The sequence below is a fragment of the Bacillus sp. P4_E1 genome, assembly GCF_056401715.1.
In genome coordinates this window covers 424,105-443,346 of sequence record NZ_JBFUIV010000001.1, presented here as the reverse complement: position 1 = coordinate 443,346, position 19,242 = coordinate 424,105, and the positions used below count along the sequence as shown (strand labels likewise).

22 protein-coding genes are annotated in these 19,242 nt (G+C 35.1%); 17 read left to right on the top strand and 5 right to left on the bottom strand.

Annotated elements, in window-relative coordinates; all coding sequences use genetic code 11:
* Window positions 1-114 precede the first annotated feature (114 nt).
* The gene (locus AC1DS7_RS02180; RefSeq protein ID WP_016102077.1) at window positions 115-1,539 is read left to right on the top strand and encodes an aldehyde dehydrogenase family protein; all 1,425 of its coding nucleotides are present in this window, start codon (window positions 115-117) and stop codon (window positions 1,537-1,539) included.
* A gap of 120 nt (window positions 1,540-1,659) precedes the next feature.
* On the opposite strand, the gene AC1DS7_RS02175 is transcribed toward AC1DS7_RS02180, so the two are convergent.
* Entirely contained in the window at window positions 1,660-2,052 is a 393-nt protein-coding gene (locus AC1DS7_RS02175; protein ID WP_002141658.1) for a YueI family protein, read from the bottom strand.
* 254 nt (window positions 2,053-2,306) lie between these two features.
* Between AC1DS7_RS02175 and AC1DS7_RS02170 the strand changes: the two genes are divergently transcribed.
* On the top strand, window positions 2,307-3,425 hold the full coding sequence (locus tag AC1DS7_RS02170; RefSeq protein ID WP_002065228.1) for a BA2291 family sporulation histidine kinase: 1,119 nt from the start codon (window positions 2,307-2,309) through the stop codon (window positions 3,423-3,425).
* 33 nt (window positions 3,426-3,458) lie between these two features.
* Here the strand turns inward: AC1DS7_RS02170 and AC1DS7_RS02165 are convergent, their stop codons facing one another.
* On the bottom strand, window positions 3,459-4,208 hold the full coding sequence (locus tag AC1DS7_RS02165; protein WP_002012659.1) for a DUF4397 domain-containing protein: 750 nt from the start codon (window positions 4,206-4,208) through the stop codon (window positions 3,459-3,461).
* Between the two features lie 801 nt (window positions 4,209-5,009).
* Here AC1DS7_RS02165 and AC1DS7_RS02160 point away from each other — a divergent pair.
* The 10 genes from AC1DS7_RS02160 to AC1DS7_RS02115 all read left to right on the top strand — a co-directional run bounded on the left by AC1DS7_RS02160 (window position 5,010) and on the right by AC1DS7_RS02115 (window position 14,528).
* The gene (locus AC1DS7_RS02160; RefSeq protein ID WP_033708325.1) at window positions 5,010-6,320 is read left to right on the top strand and encodes an aspartate aminotransferase family protein; all 1,311 of its coding nucleotides are present in this window, start codon (window positions 5,010-5,012) and stop codon (window positions 6,318-6,320) included.
* A complete protein-coding gene (gene atoD / locus AC1DS7_RS02155) occupies window positions 6,317-7,015 on the top strand; it encodes an acetate CoA-transferase subunit alpha (RefSeq protein WP_002085805.1) in 699 nt (232 codons plus the stop codon). The genes AC1DS7_RS02160 and atoD overlap by 4 nt, the downstream gene beginning before the upstream one ends.
* On the top strand, window positions 7,000-7,662 hold the full coding sequence (locus AC1DS7_RS02150; RefSeq protein WP_476998747.1) for a CoA transferase subunit B: 663 nt from the start codon (window positions 7,000-7,002) through the stop codon (window positions 7,660-7,662). Before atoD ends, AC1DS7_RS02150 begins: the two co-directional genes overlap by 16 nt.
* 15 nt (window positions 7,663-7,677) lie before the next feature.
* Entirely contained in the window at window positions 7,678-8,946 is a 1,269-nt protein-coding gene (locus AC1DS7_RS02145; protein WP_012260890.1) for a peptidase, read from the top strand.
* Window positions 8,943-9,842 carry a putative beta-lysine N-acetyltransferase gene (gene ablB, locus AC1DS7_RS02140; protein ID WP_016102075.1) on the top strand — a complete coding sequence of 300 codons (900 nt, stop codon included), beginning with the start codon at window positions 8,943-8,945 and terminating at the stop codon, window positions 9,840-9,842. The genes AC1DS7_RS02145 and ablB overlap by 4 nt, the downstream gene beginning before the upstream one ends.
* A gap of 178 nt (window positions 9,843-10,020) precedes the next feature.
* On the top strand, window positions 10,021-11,406 hold the full coding sequence (gene rocR, locus AC1DS7_RS02135; RefSeq protein ID WP_002012652.1) for an arginine utilization transcriptional regulator RocR: 1,386 nt from the start codon (window positions 10,021-10,023) through the stop codon (window positions 11,404-11,406).
* Window positions 11,407-11,616: 210 nt separating this feature from the next.
* Entirely contained in the window at window positions 11,617-13,035 is a 1,419-nt protein-coding gene (gene kamA, locus AC1DS7_RS02130; RefSeq protein WP_002012651.1) for a lysine 2,3-aminomutase, read from the top strand.
* Window positions 13,032-13,304 carry a YokU family protein gene (locus tag AC1DS7_RS02125; protein WP_002085797.1) on the top strand — a complete coding sequence of 91 codons (273 nt, stop codon included), beginning with the start codon at window positions 13,032-13,034 and terminating at the stop codon, window positions 13,302-13,304. The genes kamA and AC1DS7_RS02125 overlap by 4 nt, the downstream gene beginning before the upstream one ends.
* A 72-nt stretch (window positions 13,305-13,376) precedes the next feature.
* Window positions 13,377-13,592 carry a YozE family protein gene (locus tag AC1DS7_RS02120; RefSeq protein WP_002085796.1) on the top strand — a complete coding sequence of 72 codons (216 nt, stop codon included), beginning with the start codon at window positions 13,377-13,379 and terminating at the stop codon, window positions 13,590-13,592.
* Window positions 13,593-13,865: 273 nt separating this feature from the next.
* The gene (locus AC1DS7_RS02115) at window positions 13,866-14,528 is read left to right on the top strand and encodes a hypothetical protein (RefSeq protein ID WP_002012647.1); all 663 of its coding nucleotides are present in this window, start codon (window positions 13,866-13,868) and stop codon (window positions 14,526-14,528) included.
* 4 nt (window positions 14,529-14,532) lie between these two features.
* On the opposite strand, the gene AC1DS7_RS02110 is transcribed toward AC1DS7_RS02115, so the two are convergent.
* Window positions 14,533-14,700, bottom strand: coding sequence for a DUF3930 family protein (locus tag AC1DS7_RS02110; RefSeq protein ID WP_000456534.1), 168 nt, complete (start codon window positions 14,698-14,700; stop codon window positions 14,533-14,535).
* Window positions 14,701-14,849: 149 nt separating this feature from the next.
* Between AC1DS7_RS02110 and AC1DS7_RS02105 the strand changes: the two genes are divergently transcribed.
* The 5 genes from AC1DS7_RS02105 (at window position 14,850) to AC1DS7_RS02085 (ending at window position 17,593) form a co-directional block, all read left to right on the top strand.
* A complete protein-coding gene (locus tag AC1DS7_RS02105; RefSeq protein ID WP_002012644.1) occupies window positions 14,850-15,029 on the top strand; it encodes a YozD family protein in 180 nt (59 codons plus the stop codon).
* A gap of 110 nt (window positions 15,030-15,139) precedes the next feature.
* Window positions 15,140-15,322, top strand: a complete 183-nt coding sequence (locus tag AC1DS7_RS02100; RefSeq protein WP_002141661.1) for a hypothetical protein — start codon at window positions 15,140-15,142, stop codon at window positions 15,320-15,322.
* A complete protein-coding gene (locus AC1DS7_RS02095; RefSeq protein WP_429691020.1) occupies window positions 15,322-16,143 on the top strand; it encodes a serine/threonine protein kinase in 822 nt (273 codons plus the stop codon). Before AC1DS7_RS02100 ends, AC1DS7_RS02095 begins: the two co-directional genes overlap by 1 nt.
* Window positions 16,125-16,880 (top strand): sporulation protein, encoded by a 756-nt coding sequence (locus AC1DS7_RS02090; RefSeq protein ID WP_002141664.1) that lies wholly within the window; start codon window positions 16,125-16,127, stop codon window positions 16,878-16,880. Before AC1DS7_RS02095 ends, AC1DS7_RS02090 begins: the two co-directional genes overlap by 19 nt.
* 77 nt (window positions 16,881-16,957) lie before the next feature.
* Window positions 16,958-17,593 carry a phosphatase PAP2 family protein gene (locus AC1DS7_RS02085; protein WP_002127255.1) on the top strand — a complete coding sequence of 212 codons (636 nt, stop codon included), beginning with the start codon at window positions 16,958-16,960 and terminating at the stop codon, window positions 17,591-17,593.
* On the opposite strand, the gene AC1DS7_RS02080 is transcribed toward AC1DS7_RS02085, so the two are convergent.
* Together AC1DS7_RS02080 and AC1DS7_RS02075 are read right to left on the bottom strand one after the other, a co-directional pair.
* On the bottom strand, window positions 17,583-18,464 hold the full coding sequence (locus AC1DS7_RS02080) for a cation diffusion facilitator family transporter (protein ID WP_002085782.1): 882 nt from the start codon (window positions 18,462-18,464) through the stop codon (window positions 17,583-17,585). The two genes, AC1DS7_RS02085 and AC1DS7_RS02080, sit on opposite strands and share 11 nt — an antisense overlap.
* Before the next feature lie 424 nt (window positions 18,465-18,888).
* Window positions 18,889-19,203, bottom strand: coding sequence for a thioredoxin family protein (locus AC1DS7_RS02075; protein WP_002012639.1), 315 nt, complete (start codon window positions 19,201-19,203; stop codon window positions 18,889-18,891).
* Between the last annotated feature and the right edge of the window lie 39 nt (window positions 19,204-19,242).

The following is a 19,242-nucleotide window of genomic DNA, read 5'->3' as shown; positions in this document are numbered from 1 at the left end:
AAAATGTTTTTTTGATGTATTAGGGCTATGATACAATTACACAAGTCAGACCTTTCACTAGGTGAAATAAATGAAATGCATTATTGTATACATATATTCGGAAGGAGAACCACTATGAAAAAACATTTATATATAAATGGGGTATGGAAATCAGTAGAGACGTATAAACCATTGTATGCACCATATTCTGAAGAAACATTAGCGGAGATTGCGCAAGGTACAGAAGATGACGTTAAGGAAGCAATAGTTTCGGCCAAAAATGCAATGAAAGAAATGAAAAAATTATCCGCATACGACCGTGCAACTATTTTAGAAAAGGTTGCACAAAAAATGGATGAGAGAAGAGAAGAGTTTGCAGAGATTATCGCAAAAGAAGCTGCAAAACCAATTCGTGCTGCACGTGGAGAAGTAGATCGCACTGTTCAAACATATAAGTTTGCAGCTGAAGAAGCGAAGCGAATATATGGTGAGACGTTACCATTAGATGCTGCACCAGGAGCAGGTGGCCGTATAGCGTATACAATTCGACAACCAATCGGGGTTATTGGTGCTATTACACCATTTAATTTTCCACTTAATTTAGTAGCACATAAGGTAGGCCCAGCAATTGCGGCTGGAAATACTATTGTGCTAAAGCCTGCCGACCAAACGCCACTTTCTTCGTATGCATTGGTAGAATTATTTGAAGAAGCTGGTTTACCAAAGGGAGCTTTCAATATAATTTCTGGACCTGGATCTGTTGTAGGTGAGGCATTAGTAAAAGATGAGAACGTTGCTAGTATTACTTTTACAGGAAGTCCGAAAGTAGGTATTGGAATTAAGGCAAAAGCCGGGTTGAAACGAGTGACGTTAGAATTAGGATCGAACGCTGCAGTAATTATTGATGAAGATGTTGAATTGACAGACGAAATAATTGAACGTGTAAAATGGGGCGCGTTTGTGAATAATGGACAAGTTTGTATTTCAGTACAACGTGTTTTTGTGCATGAACGCAAAATGGAAGAGTTTATTACAAAATTAACGAAAGCAATGGAAAACGTTGTAGTAGGAGATCCGCTTCGTGAAGAAACAGATGTATCAGCACTTATTTCAAAAAAAGATGTAGAACGTATAAATTCATGGGTGGAAGAGGCAGTTAAGGAAGGAGCTAATGTTGTATACGGTGGTAACAAACGTGATGCAAGGATTTTTGAACCAACTGTATTAACAAATGTTCCAGATTATGTATCTGTTCAGTGCCAAGAAGTATTTGGTCCACTTATGACTGTAAATACATTTAAAGAATTTGATGAGGCTTTAGAACAAGTAAATAATTCACGTTATGGATTACAAGCAGGTGTATTTACAAACAATCTATGTAAGGCAATGCGTGCAATTGATGAATTAGAAGTCGGTGGTGTCATGATTAATGATATTCCAACGTTCAGAGTAGATCATATGCCTTATGGCGGTGTGAAAGAGAGTGGAACAGGCCGTGAAGGGATTAAATATGCAATAGAAGAAATGACAGAAATGAAATTAGTGTGTATTAAAAAATAAAGTAGATCGAGCTTAAACACCGCAATAAAAAACGAGCAGGAAATGTTTACGATTCCATACTCGTTTTTTATTGTTTGTTTTACGTTTCTCGGAACGATTACATTTAATCAAGTGTACCTTTTACTTCATTTCTTGTTTGAAAATATCATCTTCGACATAAATATGTTCTTTATCTACAGCAGTGCTATGAGAGAGTACTAAACCTATTGGTGTTTCAGTACCTTTATTTTGAACAATTGTAAAATGAATATTTTTTTCAGTTGCTAATTTAATGTATTTTGATAAATGTGGGTAAGCAATGCTTCCATTTAGGAATAGTTGTAATGATTGAGAAGAACGTATGTTACCCGTTACTTCTGTATACACATTACTTTGCATTACTTGACCGATTGTTAAAGCGATTTCTACACGCTCACGTAATGTAGTTAAGTACATATTACGTTCTTCTGGTTTGTTTTGCTTTTGGCCATATATGCCTTCTTGGAGATAGTCTTCCACATTTTTATTTACCATATTTTTCACACCTTTCACTTCTTATTGTACGCAAGAATTAAAAAGGATGCAAAAAAAAAGTAGTTTTGAACAGGAAAATAATTAAAAAAATGAGAAGAGAAAGGGATATAGGAATACAACTTATTTAAATAAGAAAGGAAAAATAAATTTTATCAACAGAAATTAACAAAATGTGACAAAAATCTATTAACGAAATGTATTTTTTGTGTTAATATTCAAAATATAAAGGGTATTCGTCGTATGGAAATGGAGGAATGGAGGTTTTTCCAATCGATAAGGATATTAAAGAAGTATTTTGTTCGCACTTGAAAAACAACAGGCACCAATTCGTAGAGAACTGGAAAAACAAAATGATAATTTCCGAAAAAGATCCATTTAAACAAGAGGTAGTTCAAAATGGAGCGAATTTATTAGAGTTAATTATCGAACTTATTATGGAAGATAAAGACATTAATTATCTTCAGCCATTATGTGAGAAAATTGCCATTGAGCGTGCAGGGGCAGATGCGAATATTGGAGATTTTGTTTACAATGCAAATGTGGGAAGAAATGAACTTTTTGAAGCGATGTGCGAATTGGATGTAAGCGCTCGAGAACTGAAACCGATTATGGCCAAAATACATACTTGTTTTGACAAATTAATTTATTATACCGTTTTAAAATACTCAGAAATTATATCGAGGAATTTAGAAGAAAAACAGCAATATATAAATGAAACACATAAAGAAAGGCTTACGATTCTAGGGCAAATGTCGGCTAGCTTTGTACATGAATTTCGTAATCCGCTAACTTCGATTATGGGATTTGTAAAGTTATTGAAGACAGATCACCCTAATCTATCGTATTTAGATATTATTTCACATGAATTAGATCAATTAAATTTTAGGATTTCGCAATTTTTACTTGTATCGAAAAAAGAAATGTGGAATGAATCTGAACGTTTTTTGGTAAATGACTTATTTCAAGATATTATACAATTCTTATATCCAAGTTTAGTTAATGCAAATGTTTTGATTGAAAAGAATTTGCCGTATCCTATTCCACTCGTTGGTTACCGGAGTGAAGTGAAGCAAGTAGTTTTAAATATTTTAATGAATTCGATTGATGCTCTTGAATCGGTGAAAGAAGAGCGGAAAATTATCATTGATGTATTTGAAGAGGATCAGGCTGTTCGCATTGTTATAAAAAATAATGGACCTATGATTCCAGCAGACAATGTAGAGACTATTTTTGAGCCATTTGTAACTACTAAAAAGCTAGGAACTGGTATTGGACTATTTGTATGTAAACAAATTGTAGAAAAACATAAAGGATCCATATTGTGTCGTTCGGATAACGATTGGACAGAATTTCAAATTACGTTTCAAAAGTAAACAGTCTACACCATGCGAATGGTGTAGACTGTTTTAATTTGTAAGTATAACGGTTTCTAATTTTGGATCCTCAGTTGAATAACCAACTATTGAAATTGTGTAAATTGTATTTGGTTCAACGTTGAATTTTGGAATGGTTAATAGTACTTTTTTTGTATCAGCAAGTGAAACTTCAATATCTGCTGTACCAGGGCTAACTTGTAAAAAATCTGTTATTTGCTTAAAGAGTACATTTTCAAATAAATGATCCCCATCTTTTAAATTTACATTTACAACTGGAGTGTCTGGTGAAAAATGTGCAAATCGTATTTTTGCTTGACCAGATGGTAAATGAGTATTATCAAGAATGGGTTGTAATTGGAGATGATTATCGCTATTGACCGCTGCAAGGGTATAAGTGTGATTCCCCATTATTGGTACTAATGCTGAAAATATTGGAGTTTCGTTTCCGACAGGGACAATATCAATACGGTATTTACCTTGCACTAATGATAAATACGGACTGAATTGTTTAAAAGAAATATTTTTGATAACCTTTTGTCCGTTTATTATAATATCAACTGCTGGTGTATGGGGAGCTGTGTGGAAGATTCTCATATGTGACGGTAAAGTCGCTTCTTGTGAATCTCTCTTTTCATATGCTTGTACAAGTTTTGTAATTGCATCATAGTATTTCATATAGAGTTCTACATATCTTTTAGGATTGCTATATTGATAGTAACGAGCGAGCTGTTCGTAACGTGCAGCTTCTTGGCCGTATTTTTCAATTTCGGATTGAGTCATGAACATTCCTCCTTTATCATCATTACAAATATATGCGAAGCTAGAAAGAGGTTATGCAAAAAACTTGCCTTTCTAGAAGGAAAAGTTTAAATGGGGATTTTTTTATTTATAGGCAAACACACATACAAATCGATAATTGTCCTACATAAATTATAAAGGAAAGGTAGTTTGACTTTGATGGAAGGAGTGGAACCATTGGGATGGGGATATCCCCATAGTTATTTGGAATGAAGTTATGGAGGATTTGGTGCTATAGGCTGTGGGACGAATTATGGATTTGTATTATGAGTATTTCTATTAATTTTAGTGATGCGTTGGATAAGGTAATACCGATAAAAGAGCGTCGTGCCGAACTGATTAATGTGGTTAATCGGTTCTTTTTTTATTGTTCTAAACAGGTGGTACTATTTGTTAAGAAATAGTTATGATAAATGAGGTGAAGTAAAATGTCGAATTTTGTTTGAAAATATGCAATATAAAGTAGGATAATAGGAAGGAGAATAACGGGAGTTTCGTCGAAGTTTACACAATGTCAGCAATTGAGGAAAGTTGATATTATATTAAAAAAATATTCAATTTGCTGTTATCTTAAATCAGGAAGGGGTATTTAAGCGTACAGGTAAGGTTGGTCTTCATTTTTAGTTCTGAATTTTCTGTTTTTAAAATAATATTTAGCAGTCATTTGTATATTTTATAATAGTTTTTTGATAAATTCACTGCTTTTGCAGAGGATTCTTTTTTATGAAAGAAACGTCAATTTTCTTCATATACATATACAAATTGGAGAAATGGGGGAGCGCTATGCGCGATTACTTAATTAAACCACTTGTTGGTCAGCCGTATCCGATGATTTCACATGGAAAAGGTGTGTATTTGTATGATCAAAACGGAAATAAATATTTTGATGGTTCGTCTGGAGCGATTACGGCAGGTATTGGACATGGCGTAGCAGAGATAGCAGAAGTTATAAAAAAACAGGCAGAGGAGATCGCTTTCGTTTATAGATCACAGTTTACGAGTGAACCAGCTGAAAAATTAGCGAAGAAGTTAAGTGATTTATGTGTAGGAGATTTGAACTGGAGCTTTTTTGTGAATAGTGGTACGGAAGCAAATGAAACAGCTATGAAAATCGCAATTCAGCATTTTCAGGAGCGTGGCATTCAAGGGAAACATAAAATTTTGTCACGGTGGATGAGCTATCACGGGATTACAATGGGAGCTTTATCTATGTCTGGGCATCCACTGCGCAGACAACGTTTCGTTTCTATTTTGGAAGATTATCCGACTATTCCAGCTCCATACTGTTTTAGATGTCCTGTACAAAAGGTATATCCAACATGTCAACTTTCTTGTGCGACTGAACTAGAAAGAGCGATTGATCGAATTGGTGCAGAACATATTGCAGCTTTTATTGCTGAACCGATTATCGGAGCTGCTGGAGGAGCGGTTGTCCCACCGAAAGAATACTATAAAGTAATTAAAGATATTTGTAGTCATTACGATATATTATTTATTGCGGATGAAGTAATGACTGGACTTGGTCGTACTGGTGCATGGTTTGCGATGGAGCACTGGGGTGTAGAACCGGATATTATGACCCTTGGTAAGGGGCTAGGAGCAGGTTATACACCAATGGCAGCAACAGTTGTAAGTGACCGTGTTATGGAGCCAATTTTACGTGGATCACGTTCTGTAATGAGCGGGCATACGCTTAGTGCAAATCCATTGTCTGCAGCAACGGCTTTAGCTGTTATTGAATATATGGAGAAACATAATTTACCTGAAAAAACAGCAGAAAAGGGAGAGTATTTATTAAAAGGTTTGCAGAAAGTTCAGCAACAATCGACAATCATTGCCGATGTTCGTGGAAAAGGATTGCTAATTGGAATAGAATTGCAACCGTTTACAAAAGCGTCGGAGCTTATTTCAGTTGCTGCTAAAAATGGACTGCTCTTATACCAAGCTGTTTCAGGGCAAGCAGGAAAAGAGGATAGTGCACTGCTTGTTGCACCACCAATGACAACTACATATTCCGAGTTAGATGAATTACTTTCAATTTTTGTAAAGAGCGTGGAAGAGATGATGCAAAAAGGAGGGCATAGTATCGCATGACAACTATTACAAATACATTCGGTAAATTAAAAGAAATAGAGGAAGTAATTTCTTTGTTCCATGATGATATGACATTAATGTTTGGGGGATTTGGAGGAATCGGATCCCCTCCATCTTTAATTCAAGCTGTTTTAGATAAAGGCATTACAAATTTAAATTTAATAGGAAATGATACTGGATTTCCTGATGTAGGAATCGGTCGTCTTGTTACGAATGAAAGGGTTAAATCTTTAGTTACTTCTCATATTGGGTCAAATCCAAATGCGGGAAGACAATTAAATGAAGGAAGATTGCAAATTGAATTCTCTCCGCAAGGAACACTCGCAGAGCGTATTCGCGCGGGTGGTGTAGGGCTTGGTGGTATTTTAGTTGACGTTGGTGTTGATACGATTGTAGAAGAAGGAAAGCGTACAGTTGAAATGAATGGAAAGACATATTTAGTTGAAACAGCTTTAACGGCTGAAGTCGCAATTGTATATGCGAAAAAAGCGGATCCGTTTGGCAATCTTGTATTTGATAAAAGCGCTCGTAATATGAATCCACACGTAGCTATGGCTGGTGACATAACGATTGTAGAAGCAGAAGAAATTGTTCCACTTGGAAGTTTAGATCCAGAAGAAATTGTCGTCCCAGGTGTATTTGTAAATTATATCGTGCCATCGGAAGGAGTGAATTGGAAATGGGTATGGGCGTAGAAGTAAGAGATAAGATTGCAAGACGTGCAGCGAAAGAAATTCAGAATGGTATGCTTGTAAATTTAGGTATTGGAATTCCATCGCTTGTACCGAATCATTTGCCAGAAGATATGAATGTTATGTTCCATGCGGAAAACGGTATTGTTGGTATGGGACCAACGCCAAGTAAAGGGAATGAAGATGAGAATTTATGTAACGCAGCTGGTTTACCAACATCTCTTATTACAGGAGCAAGTTATTTTGATAGCTGCATGGCGTTTGGCATGATTCGAAAAGGATTACTTGATGTTACGATACTTGGTTCGTTACAAGTAAGTGAAAATGGTGATTTAGCGAACTGGATTGTACCAGGAAAACGCGTTCCAGGTATTGGAGGAGCGATGGATTTAGCGCAAAAAGCGAAGCGGGTCGTTGTTGTGATGAATCATGTTGATAAATACGGAAATGCAAAGATTGTTTCGGAATGTACATTGCCATTAACTTCGAAAAAATGTGTAGATTTAATTATTACAGACATGGCTGTCATGGAAGTGACCCAAAGAGGACTTGTCTTACAAGAATTAATGAGTCCATATACTGTAGAAGATGTAAAACGACATACGACAGCTGATTTTCATATGAGCTCAAATTTACTAGTAATTGAATGAGGGGAGTTGTAATATATGGAGCAATTAAAAAAACAAGTTTGTGATTATATTGAGGGTCATGAAGAAGAGAGTGTAAAATTTTTAACACGATTAATTCAAGAAAAGAGCGTATCTGGTGATGAAAGTGGTGCGCAGGCAATTGTTATTGAAAAGTTGCGTGAGTTAGGTCTAAATCTTGATATTTGGGAGCCTGCTTTTAATGAAATGAAAGATCACCCTTATTTCGTATCACCTCGTACAAGTTTTACAGATAGCCCGAATATTGTAGCGACTTTAAAAGGAAGTGGCGAAGGGAAATCTATGATTTTAAACGGGCATATTGATGTCGTGCCAGAAGGGGATGTAAATCAGTGGGACCATCATCCATATAGTGGAGAGAAAATAGGAAACCGCATATATGGACGTGGAACAACAGATATGAAAGGCGGCAATGTTTCACTTATGCTTGCGATGGAAGCGATTATTGAATCTGGTATTGAACTAAAAGGTGATATACATTTTCAAAGTGTAATAGAAGAAGAGAGCGGTGGGGCAGGAACATTAGCTGCTATTTTACGAGGATATAAGGCAGATGGCGTTATTATTCCTGAGCCGACGAATATGAAGTTTTTTCCGAAACAACAAGGATCAATGTGGTTTCGTCTACATATAAAAGGAAAAGCAGCACATGGTGGTACACGTTATGAAGGAGTAAGTGCAATTGAAAAAAGTATGTTTGTTGTAGAGCATTTGAGAAAATTAGAAGAGAAGAGAAATGGTCGAATTACAGATCCGTTATTTAAGGGGATTCCGATTCCAATTCCAATTAACGTTGGGAAAATTGAAGGGGGAAGCTGGCCAAGTTCTGTTCCCGATTCATTAATTTTAGAAGGAAGATGTGGTATTGCGCCGAATGAGACTATAGAGGCAGCAAAAGAAGAGTTTGAGGGCTGGATTGGTGAATTAAAAGATGTGGATAGTTGGTTTGTAAAAAATCCTGTAGAAGTAGAATGGTTTGGGGCTAGATGGGTTCCTGGTGAACTAGAAGAAAATCATCCACTTATTACAACGCTTCAACATAACTTTGTTGAAATCGAAGGGAACGAGCCGATTATAGAAGCTTCGCCATGGGGAACAGATGGAGGTTTGTTCACACAAATAGCTAACGTACCCACGATAGTATTTGGTCCAGGAGAGACGAAAGTAGCACACTATCCAAACGAATATATAGAAGTTGATAAAATGATTGCTGCCGCAAAAATAATTGCATGTACATTACTAGATTGGTGTGAGGTGAAAAAATGAAATACTATGAATCTTTTAGTGAACAGACAAAGCATTATACAGTAGAAGGGATTTTAGATTATTTTAATAAACGTATTAGAGTTGATCACTATACAGGAAATGTTGAAAGCATCATACAAACAATCGATGAATTAGCAAAGAAACATTCTTTCACTAAATGTATTATTAAAGGAAAGGGAGAGCATGTTTCAACATGGCTCTCTTTCGGTTTCTTACTGGAAGCAACGATACCTCATTATTTTCAAGGGCACGATGCGCACTTCTTCGTGAAATATCATAATGATGAAAGACGAAATAGTATTCATTGGACTGAGGAAGATACTATTTTAAGTGGTGTAAAAGAAAAAGAAGTGAAAGAAAAAATAGTCCCAGAGGAATTTGTGTTAAGAAAAGCGACAGAAGAGGATGCGGAAGAATTAGCAATTGTCTTTGGAAAAGTATTTGAAGTTTATCCGACACCTTTAAATGATGGGAATTATGTAAAGCAGACGATGAAGGAAGACGATACAATTTACTATGTTTATGAATTCGAGGGAAAAATTATTAGTACAGCATCTGCTGAAATGAACGTGAAAGAAGGTAATGCAGAATTAACGAATTGTGCTACATTACCTGAATATCGAAAACATGGTTTCATGAAAAGTCTGTTAATTAAATTGGAGGAAGAGCTCCAAGAAAAATCTATTTTTTGTTCTTATACAATTGCTCGCTCGCTATCTTTCGGTATGAATGCAGCCTTTCATCAATTAGGCTATACATATACGGGAAGGCTTGCGAATAATTGCTACATTTTTGATAAGTTGGAAGATATGAATATATGGGTGAAAGATTTATCAAGCTATTCGAAAGCAGTAAGACTCCCGCCTCAAAATTCGGCTGTAAAGCAAAGAAGTTAAGTGGGAGTCGGGTTAATAATAAAGCCCCACTGATTAAAGTTTCACTTAACCATAAATAAGCAATAAAAATATATATACATTTCATCAAAATAATAGAACGGAATCGTCATGCTTATAATCGCACAGAGGGTGCCGGAAATTCGGCGTTGAATTTGCTGGATTTTCGGCAAAAGGGGGGATGACATTGCTAGCAGTTTCGACACAGGAAGTCATTGAAGCGATTTTGGGCAGTATAGATGAGGCCATACATGCAGTAGATGAAAATGGGATTACAATATTTTATAATACAGTTGCTGCAAAACATGATGGATCTAAAATTGAAAATGTGCTAGGAAAGCATTTATTAGAAGCATTCCCGTCATTATCCAGAGAAACAAGTACGTTGATGAAAGTATTAGATACAAAAAAACCAATCGTACACCAAGTTCAACATTACCAAAATTTAAATGGGGAAGACGTTTGTACGGTCAATACAACGTTACCTATTTTAATAGATGGAAATATTGCTGGTGCTGTAGAAATTGCGAAAGATTATTCTACTATTCAAAAGCTTACTGATACGATTGTAGATCTACAATCGAAAATAAAACGATCGACTAGCAAAAAAACGGTGAAAAAGCATGTTGCATTCGAGACAATTGTAACTGATGATTCCCGCTTTAAACAGACGAAAGAGTTAGCACAAAAAGTAGCGCCAACCGATGCGAATGTTTTAATATATGGTGAAACCGGAACGGGGAAAGAGCTATTTGTGCAAGCGATTCATGAAGCTTCTAAACGAAAAAACAAGCCGTTTATTGCACAAAACTGTGCAGCTTTGCCAGAGTCGCTATTAGAAAGTTTGCTGTTTGGCACGACAAAAGGTAGTTATACAGGGGCAATMGAACGAGCAGGATTATTTGAACTTGTAGATGGAGGGACATTATTTTTAGATGAACTGAATTCAATGCCGCTTGATTTACAAGCAAAAATGCTACGTGTATTAGAAGATGGAGTTATTCGTCGCATTGGTGATAATAAGACGAGAAAAGTAGATGTTCGCGTTATTACTGCAATGAATCAGCCTCCAGAAGTATGTTTAAGAGAAAATAAAATTCGCACTGATTTATACTATCGATTAAATGTGTTTTCATTATATATCCCGCCGCTTCGCGAAAGAACTGAGGATGTACTGTTATTAGCGTCTTACTTTTTGAAAGAATATAATAAAAGTTATAAAAAAGGTGTACTTCAAATTGATAAGGAAGCGAAAGAAAGATTACAAGCTTATCAATGGCCTGGAAATGTTCGTGAGTTAAAGCATACGATTGAACATGCTGTCATTATTACAGAAGGGAATTCGTTAACAGCAAATTGCTTGCCACGAACATTTCGGAAAGAGAAACTTCCGAAGAAGAAAAGTATATTACCGCTTAGGGAAGCTCTTCATCAAATGGAAAAGGAATTAATAGATCAAGCGTTAATTGAAACGGAAGGGAATATTTTGCAAGCAGCAAAAATGTTAGGTATTCCGCGTCAAACGCTTCAATATAAACTGAGCAAGTATGACAAAACCGCCGAATAACCGGCGGTTTTTGTGTGTTTGCACCAATAAAAGAGCGTTTACATATATAACAAGTAATGAATATGATAGTAAATATCGTTTTAGTACAGCACTTAAAAATATTTATTCTCTTATATAATAGGGTATTTCTCGCATTTACTTATCAAGAATATGAAGTTGGCATAATTATTGCTTATATAAAGGATGAGCGTATAAAAAGGGGGAATAGCAATGTTACATGATGTATACAAACCAAATCGTCACTGGAAGGATATTGAATTATGGAAAGATGTTACAGAAGAACAATGGAATGATTGGGTTTGGCAATTAACGAATACGATCAAAACTTTAGATGATTTAAAGAAAGTAATTAACTTAACACCTGACGAAGAAGAAGGCGTTAAAATTTCAACGAAAACGATCCCGTTAAACATTACACCGTACTATGCTTGGCTAATGAATCCTGATGACCCACGCTGTCCGATTCGGATGCAATCAGTACCGATTTCGGAAGAGTTATATAAAACAAAATATGATTTAGAAGATCCTCTTCATGAAGATGAAGATTCACCAGTTCCAGGATTAACTCATCGTTATCCAGACCGTGTACTATTTTTAGTAACGAATCAATGTTCTATGTATTGTCGTTACTGTACACGTCGTCGTTTTAGTGGACAAATTGGAATGGGCGTACCGAAAAAGCAATTAGATGATGCGATTGCTTATATTAGTGAAACACCACAAGTACGTGACGTTTTAATTTCTGGCGGTGATGGACTTCTAATTAATGATAAAATTTTAGAATATGTATTAAAGAATTTACGAGCAATCCCGCATGTTGAGATTATTCGTATCGGAACGAGAGCACCAGTTGTATTCCCACAGCGTATTACAGAAAACCTGTGTAACATAATTAAAAAATACCATCCAGTATGGTTAAATACTCATTTTAACACTTCTATTGAGATTACAGAAGAATCGAAACTAGCATGTGAAATGCTTGCAAATGCAGGTGTTCCAATTGGAAACCAAGCTGTAATTTTAGCTGGAATTAATGACAGCGTTCCAATTATGAAAAAACTTATGCATGATTTAGTGAAAATTCGTGTTCGTCCATATTACATTTATCAATGTGATTTATCAGAAGGTATCGGTCATTTCCGTGCACCAGTTTCGAAAGGTCTTGAAATTATTGAAGGCTTACGTGGACATACGTCTGGTTATGCAGTACCAACTTTCGTTGTCGATGCACCGGGTGGAGGCGGAAAAATTGCGCTTCAGCCAAACTATTTAATTTCACAAAGTGCGGATAAAGTTGTTCTTCGTAACTTTGAAGGGGTTATTACAACGTATCCAGAACCAGAAAACTATATCCCAGGAAGAGCAGAAGGCTACTTTAAAGAAATTTATCCGACTTATGAAGAGAAACGTTCTGATATCGGCGTTGCAGGATTGATGAGTGATAAGAAATTTAATCTTGTTCCAGATGATTTACAACGTATGAATCGCCGCAAAGATTATGAAGTCAATGAAACGCATGCTTCTTTAAAAGATAAACGTGATAAGCGTGATCAATTAAAAGATAAAAAATATCAAGCACAAATAGCAAAGTTAGATGATGACAAAAAAAATGAGGGTGACGTAGTATGAATTGTATGTGGTGTGACAGTACAGAAGCGAAAGAAAGCTTGAATACTGTATATTGGGAATTACCAGATGGTACGAAAGCCATTGAAATCCAAGAGACACCATGTATTACTTGTTCCTCATGTGGAATGGACTATCAAGCAGACCATACTGTAAAAGAAATTGAAGATCAGTTGTTTTTAATTTATACGAAAGATTTGCCAAAACAACTAACATACGAAGAGTTGATGGGAAGACCACGTTTATTAAAAAGGAATTATTTCGACTTCTAACCAGCTTTTATGCTGGTTTTTTTCTTTTTTGCCTTGTATAATGTACCCAAGTTAGAAAGGTAGGGAATATTTTTGAAAAAGACATTTTACCATTATATGATGAAGCACCGTGCAGCTTTATTTAAAAATGAAATATCAGATTTAGCAGAGGCGATGTATGATGATTTAAGTTTTCCGAAGCAATCTGAAGACTATGATGTAATTAGTTCATACTTAGAGTTAAGTGGAATGCTAGAAAGTATGTCTATATTTGATGATGCATGGGATTTATATATACAAGAGAGATAACGATATGAAGTTTTAGGGAAATGAAAGCATAATGAATACATTACTTTGAAAGAAGTGAAGTATTCATTATGCTTTTTTATTTACAATACGTCTTGTTGTTAGAACATAAATGAAAAGTGAAAGCTAGTTTAAATACTAGCTTTTTTAAGTTATATACAAATTCTACTTTTTTATTGAAAAAATTTATGAATATAAGCTTCTGTGATAAGCGTTTTTATGTAGGTTGCATATACTGTTATCAAAATCACGACGTTTAAAAAAGGAGAGATATTGATGGCAAGGAAAAAACAACCTAAATATAACGTAGGAGACATAGTCGTGATTACGCTATATGGAACCGTTGGGAAAGTTACAAATATGAAAGTTTTAGATGGAGTTTACGTATACGAAGTAAATAATCACGATGGATTTTATGTAGAACAAACTTTGCAGCATGTTACAGAACAAGAAATGAAAAAGGGCGACACAGAGTGGATTGAATTAAATTATAACTTTACTTTTGGTGATCTCGTGCAAGTAACTGGATATGATAAAGATGTTTTTCGTATTGTTGGTTTTCGTACAGAAGTATGGAGATATAAAAATGATGCATGGGAAGATACTATATATGAATTGTCACGAATTACTGATGGTGAATGGTTAGAAGCTGATGAATCAGATTTAACATTACTTGCCAATGCACAAACGGCAAATGCAATTTTGAAGAAAATGAAACAAGATAAAGCTGGTATGAATAAATTGGATTTAGGAAAATTGAAGTCGATTAACAATTCGAAAAAAGTAAGTGTAAAGACGAATCGCCAAGAAATTATTGATGGGTTATTAGATATTTATAATGATTATCATTTATTATTCGATACATTTAAAGATGAAGAATATAAAATTGTTATGGATGTTGTTCAAAATTATTTAGTTAAATTGACAGAGAAAAAATAGTTAACTAGAAAGAGAGAATAAATTGAACAACAACATATGCAGTATAAGGTATGCCTACAATTATTAAAAAAATAAAAAGCCATTTAATAAGAGAGTCTGCCCATTGATCTTCATGCATGAACTCTTCTTTTGTTTGCCCTACTTCTTGATCTACTTCATATTGGTATTCCATTATTATTTCCCCCTTTGGATAGCTTGTACTAACATCGTATGCCCTTTACCTACATGATATGACTTATAAAAAAAGAAAAACTATTTTTCTAATCTCATATACATAATTTTGAGATTTTTTCATAAAACAGAAATAAAGGAGTGATGCTCATGAAGGAAATTGAAGTCGTAATTGACACGGAAGAGATTGCGGAGTTTTTTTATGAGCGACTAATTGAAAGAGGGTACGTTCCAAAAAGAGAAGAAATTGAGGACCTGGCAGATATTACATTTGAGTATTTATTAGAGAAATGCATGATCGATGAAGTTTTTGATGAAGAGGAAGATTGAAAGTAACGGCGGGCTTAACTCGTCGTTTTTTACTCTTTACAAACTTGTCACAAATATAGACAAGAATTGTTGGTATAATTAAAAGAAAATTTTATACAAGAGGTGAAGGGATGTTCAAAAAAATTATTGATTCTTTATTAGGAAAGAAAAAACATCGTTCGTATTCAAGTAGTGATTATCGTCATAGAGGGCGCTCATATTCAAGTAGCGATAATAAACGACGTTCATCTGGTTATGGGCATCAGCATTATAAAAGAAAACGTAAAAGCCGTAGTTTCTTTTCAAGTAGCTGATGAAATGGCGTCGTATACTAGCTTTATTTGATAGACCACTGCGAAAAAATACAATCGTTGCAGAGCGTTATAAGATTGAATCAGTAATTGGAATGGGCAGTTATGGGGTTACATATGTCGTTAATGATTTACAAATAAATAAATATAAAGTCTTAAAACAATTAAGGAAAAGTAAACAAAGATATGAGTCTGGTAGAAAATCATTTGAGCAAGAGAAAGTGATTTTACAAACATTAAATCATGCGTCAATTCCTAATCTACATGATCATTTCATATGGGAGAAAAAGAACTTTTTTGTGATGGAGTATATGCCGGGGGAAAATTTCGAAGATCATATTTTCTTAGATGGGCAAGTATATGATGAACGTGAAGTTTTTGAAATTTTATATGAAGTACTAGGAATTGTTTCGTATTTTCATAGTAAAGGTATCATTCACCGAGATTTACGTATTCCAAACATATTAATGAAAGAAAATCAGATTAGTATTATTGATTTTGGATTGGCTAAATTGAAAGGTGAGGGTGATGAGCGAGCTATAACTTATGAAGGTGAACAAGCTTTGATGCGAGAAGTTCACTTTCGTAGCGACTTTTATGCGCTTGGTCATTTCGTATTATTTTTATTGTATGCTAGTTATCAATCGACTGAAAAAAAGGAAAAACCTTGGTATGAAGAGTTAGTGCTGGAAGAATATAATCGCGACATGCTGATGCGAATGTTACAAATGAAAGCGCCATACTATGAAAATGTACAAGATTTGAAAAAAGATGTAGCTTACGCTTTAGAAAGGATGGAGACCCCATGTTTCAAAGGTTTTTAGCAAGCGTTGGAATTGGAAGTGCAAAAGTAGATACTGTTCTTGAAAGAGATGAGTATACAGTTGGAGAAGAGATAGTAGGGAAGGTTCATATAACTGGAGGTTCAGTTAGCCAAGAAATTGAAAGCATTTACTTAACGTTGTCGACGTCATATGTAAGAGAAGTGGATGATAAAAAAGTAACTGCATCGTATGATTTAGAGCGAGTTCGTTTAACAGATCCATTTTCTGTAGAGCCAAATGAAAAAGTGGAAATTCCATTTTCGTTTTTAATGCCAATTGAAGCACCACTAACACTTGGAATGAAAACGGTTTGGGTTCATACAGGTCTTGATATTAAACGTAGTATTGATCCAAGTGACCGTGATTATATTCAAGTATTGCCGAATGCGCTATTGAACAGTGTATTAAATAGTGTAAATCAATTAGGTTTTAAAGCGCGTCATATAGAATGCGAAGAATTACCGTATCGATTACGTAAGCAAGTTCCATTCGCACAAGAATTTGAGTTTATTCCAGTTTCCGGAGAGTATTATGGGAAATTAGATGAATTAGAATTATTAATTTTGCCAAGTGCCCACGATCGATTAGAAATTATTATGGAAGTAGATAGAAAATCACGTGGATTGGCTGGTTTATTCGCAGAAGCACTTGATCTTGATGAGAAGGTTATTCGCTTTACAGTAACAAACGAAGATATTCCAACGATGCAGCAAAAAATTAACAATAATATTTTTTAATAAACTATGCATAAAAAAGAAATGGAGAGGAAAACTAAAACAACCGCTCCATTTTTTTGCATAGTGAGGTTATGTATGTGAAACGATACCGACATTTATACTTGTTAAGTTGTACACTACTCATTTGTTTTGTCGCACTATCACTTTCGTATCATACCGCTTGTATTGAAAAATTTGATAATGTAGTCGCACACTTTATTCAAAGTTTCCGAAACGAGTATTTGACAACCTATTTTACTTGGGTGTCCTTTATCGGTTCAAAAAGAATATATTTCCCGTTACTCATTATACTTGTAATGTATTTTCTTCTTAGAAAAAAAATATTAAGTGCATTACTTCTAACAATTAATTATTACGGATCACGTTATTTGAACAGCATGCTCAAACTATGGTATGAACGAGCACGACCTGATGTGACGCAGCTTGTTACAGCAACTGGATATAGCTTTCCGAGCGGTCATACGATGAATGCTACTGCTTTTTTAGGATTTATTGCATACGTCACAATTACAGAAGATCGTATTTCATTGCATAAAAAGTTGCTGATTATTTTTATAGCAAGCTTCGTTGTATTATCTATTTCAGTTAGCCGAATTTATCTTGGCGTGCACTATCCATCTGACATATTAGCCGGATGGGCAGCGGGCGGTAGCTGGCTCGTTTTATGTATTATATTTCATAAGGCGTTCATTAAAAAAGAACCTATGTCATAATAGGTTCTTTTTGCATGGGCTCCACATGAATATGAGCATGGTAAATTCCGAATTTTTTTCGAAGCATATCTTCAATATTGTCAGTAATACAATGGCTTTCGCTAACATCCATTCGAGCATCTACTTCAATTGTAATATCCACATACGTTTGGTTCCCATACATACGAGCACGAATATCTACAATATGTTCTACACCTGAAATATGCCCTATAGCATCAGCGTATTCATCCATTTTTTCAGGATCAATTCCATCCGTTAGCATATGAGAAGCTTCTACGAAAATTTCCCACGCGGTCTTACAAATAATAAGACCGACAAGTAAAGCTGCAATAGGGTCCAAAATAGGCATTTGGAACTGTGCTCCGACTATACCTACTACTGTACCAATACTTACAAGAGCATCTGATAAATTATCTTTTGCAGCAGCCTCTAATGATTTACTTTTTGTTCGCATTGCAATCTTTTTCGTATACTTGTATACACCGTACATAACGACAGCAGAAAATAAAGCTACCCATGCAGCAAGTACATTAGGTGCTGCTTGTTTCGGATTGAAAAACGATTGAATTGCACTAATAACAACTTCTAATCCGACCGTTGCCATAATAAAGGAAGCAACAAGTGATGCGATTTGTTCTGCACGCGAATGCCCATATGGATGATCTGGGTCACGAGGCTTACGAGAAATTTTCAGGCCAATTAATATTGCTAAAGAAGCACCAATATCCGTTAAGTTATTCAAACCGTCAGCACGTAATGCGCTAGAGAGGGTAATATAACTGATGATGATTTTCATAGAGGATAAAAATATGTAGGCTATAATGCTGACAATAGCACCTTTATCAGCTTCTTTATGAGAAAGAGAATCCATTTTAATCACTCGCCTTTCTACAAGGAATTTCTTTCTATACATAGAGTATCAAACGAAACTCGTGTGGGTCTATACAAACATTGTTGACGTTTTATAGCTTTTTAAGAAGGGGATAACAAAGTTTCGTTAAKGAAAAAAATGTTGAAAAGTACAAAGCGGAAAATTGTTTAAACCATTAACGATGATTATGGTATAGGAGAAGGTGGCGTGAATAATGATTCGCATAATTCCATTCATATATATATTTCACAAAATAACTCTTCGTAATTCCTCGTGGGAGTAATATATAAGAAATGATAAAAAATTAGTGGATAAGAAGAGGAGAATAATATAAAAATGTTCATTTTCTATAAAGAGAAAAATACAAATAGCATACTAAGAAACGAAAAAACCTCTGAAAATATTTTCAGAGGTTTTTCGTTTCTTAGTATGCTTCTAAAAACTCAGTAACTTGCTCTTCAGTTTTTGCGTTAGCACTATGTAAGTGGCCAAGCTTCTCGCCATTTTGATAAACAAGCAGGCTTGGAATACCCATTACTTGATACTCTTCCGCGATACTTGGGAATTCATCTTTATTAATAGAATACCATTCAAACTTATTGAATTCTTCCATTACATCTCCGATAAAGTTGTCCATACGCACGCAATCCGGGCACCATGTTGTAAAGAACTTAACAACTACTGGCTCCTCGCTTGCGATGATGTCTTTGAATTCTTGTTCAGCTTTGATTTCTTTCATGTTTTTGACTCCTCTCAATGTCACACGGATAAGCTAGTA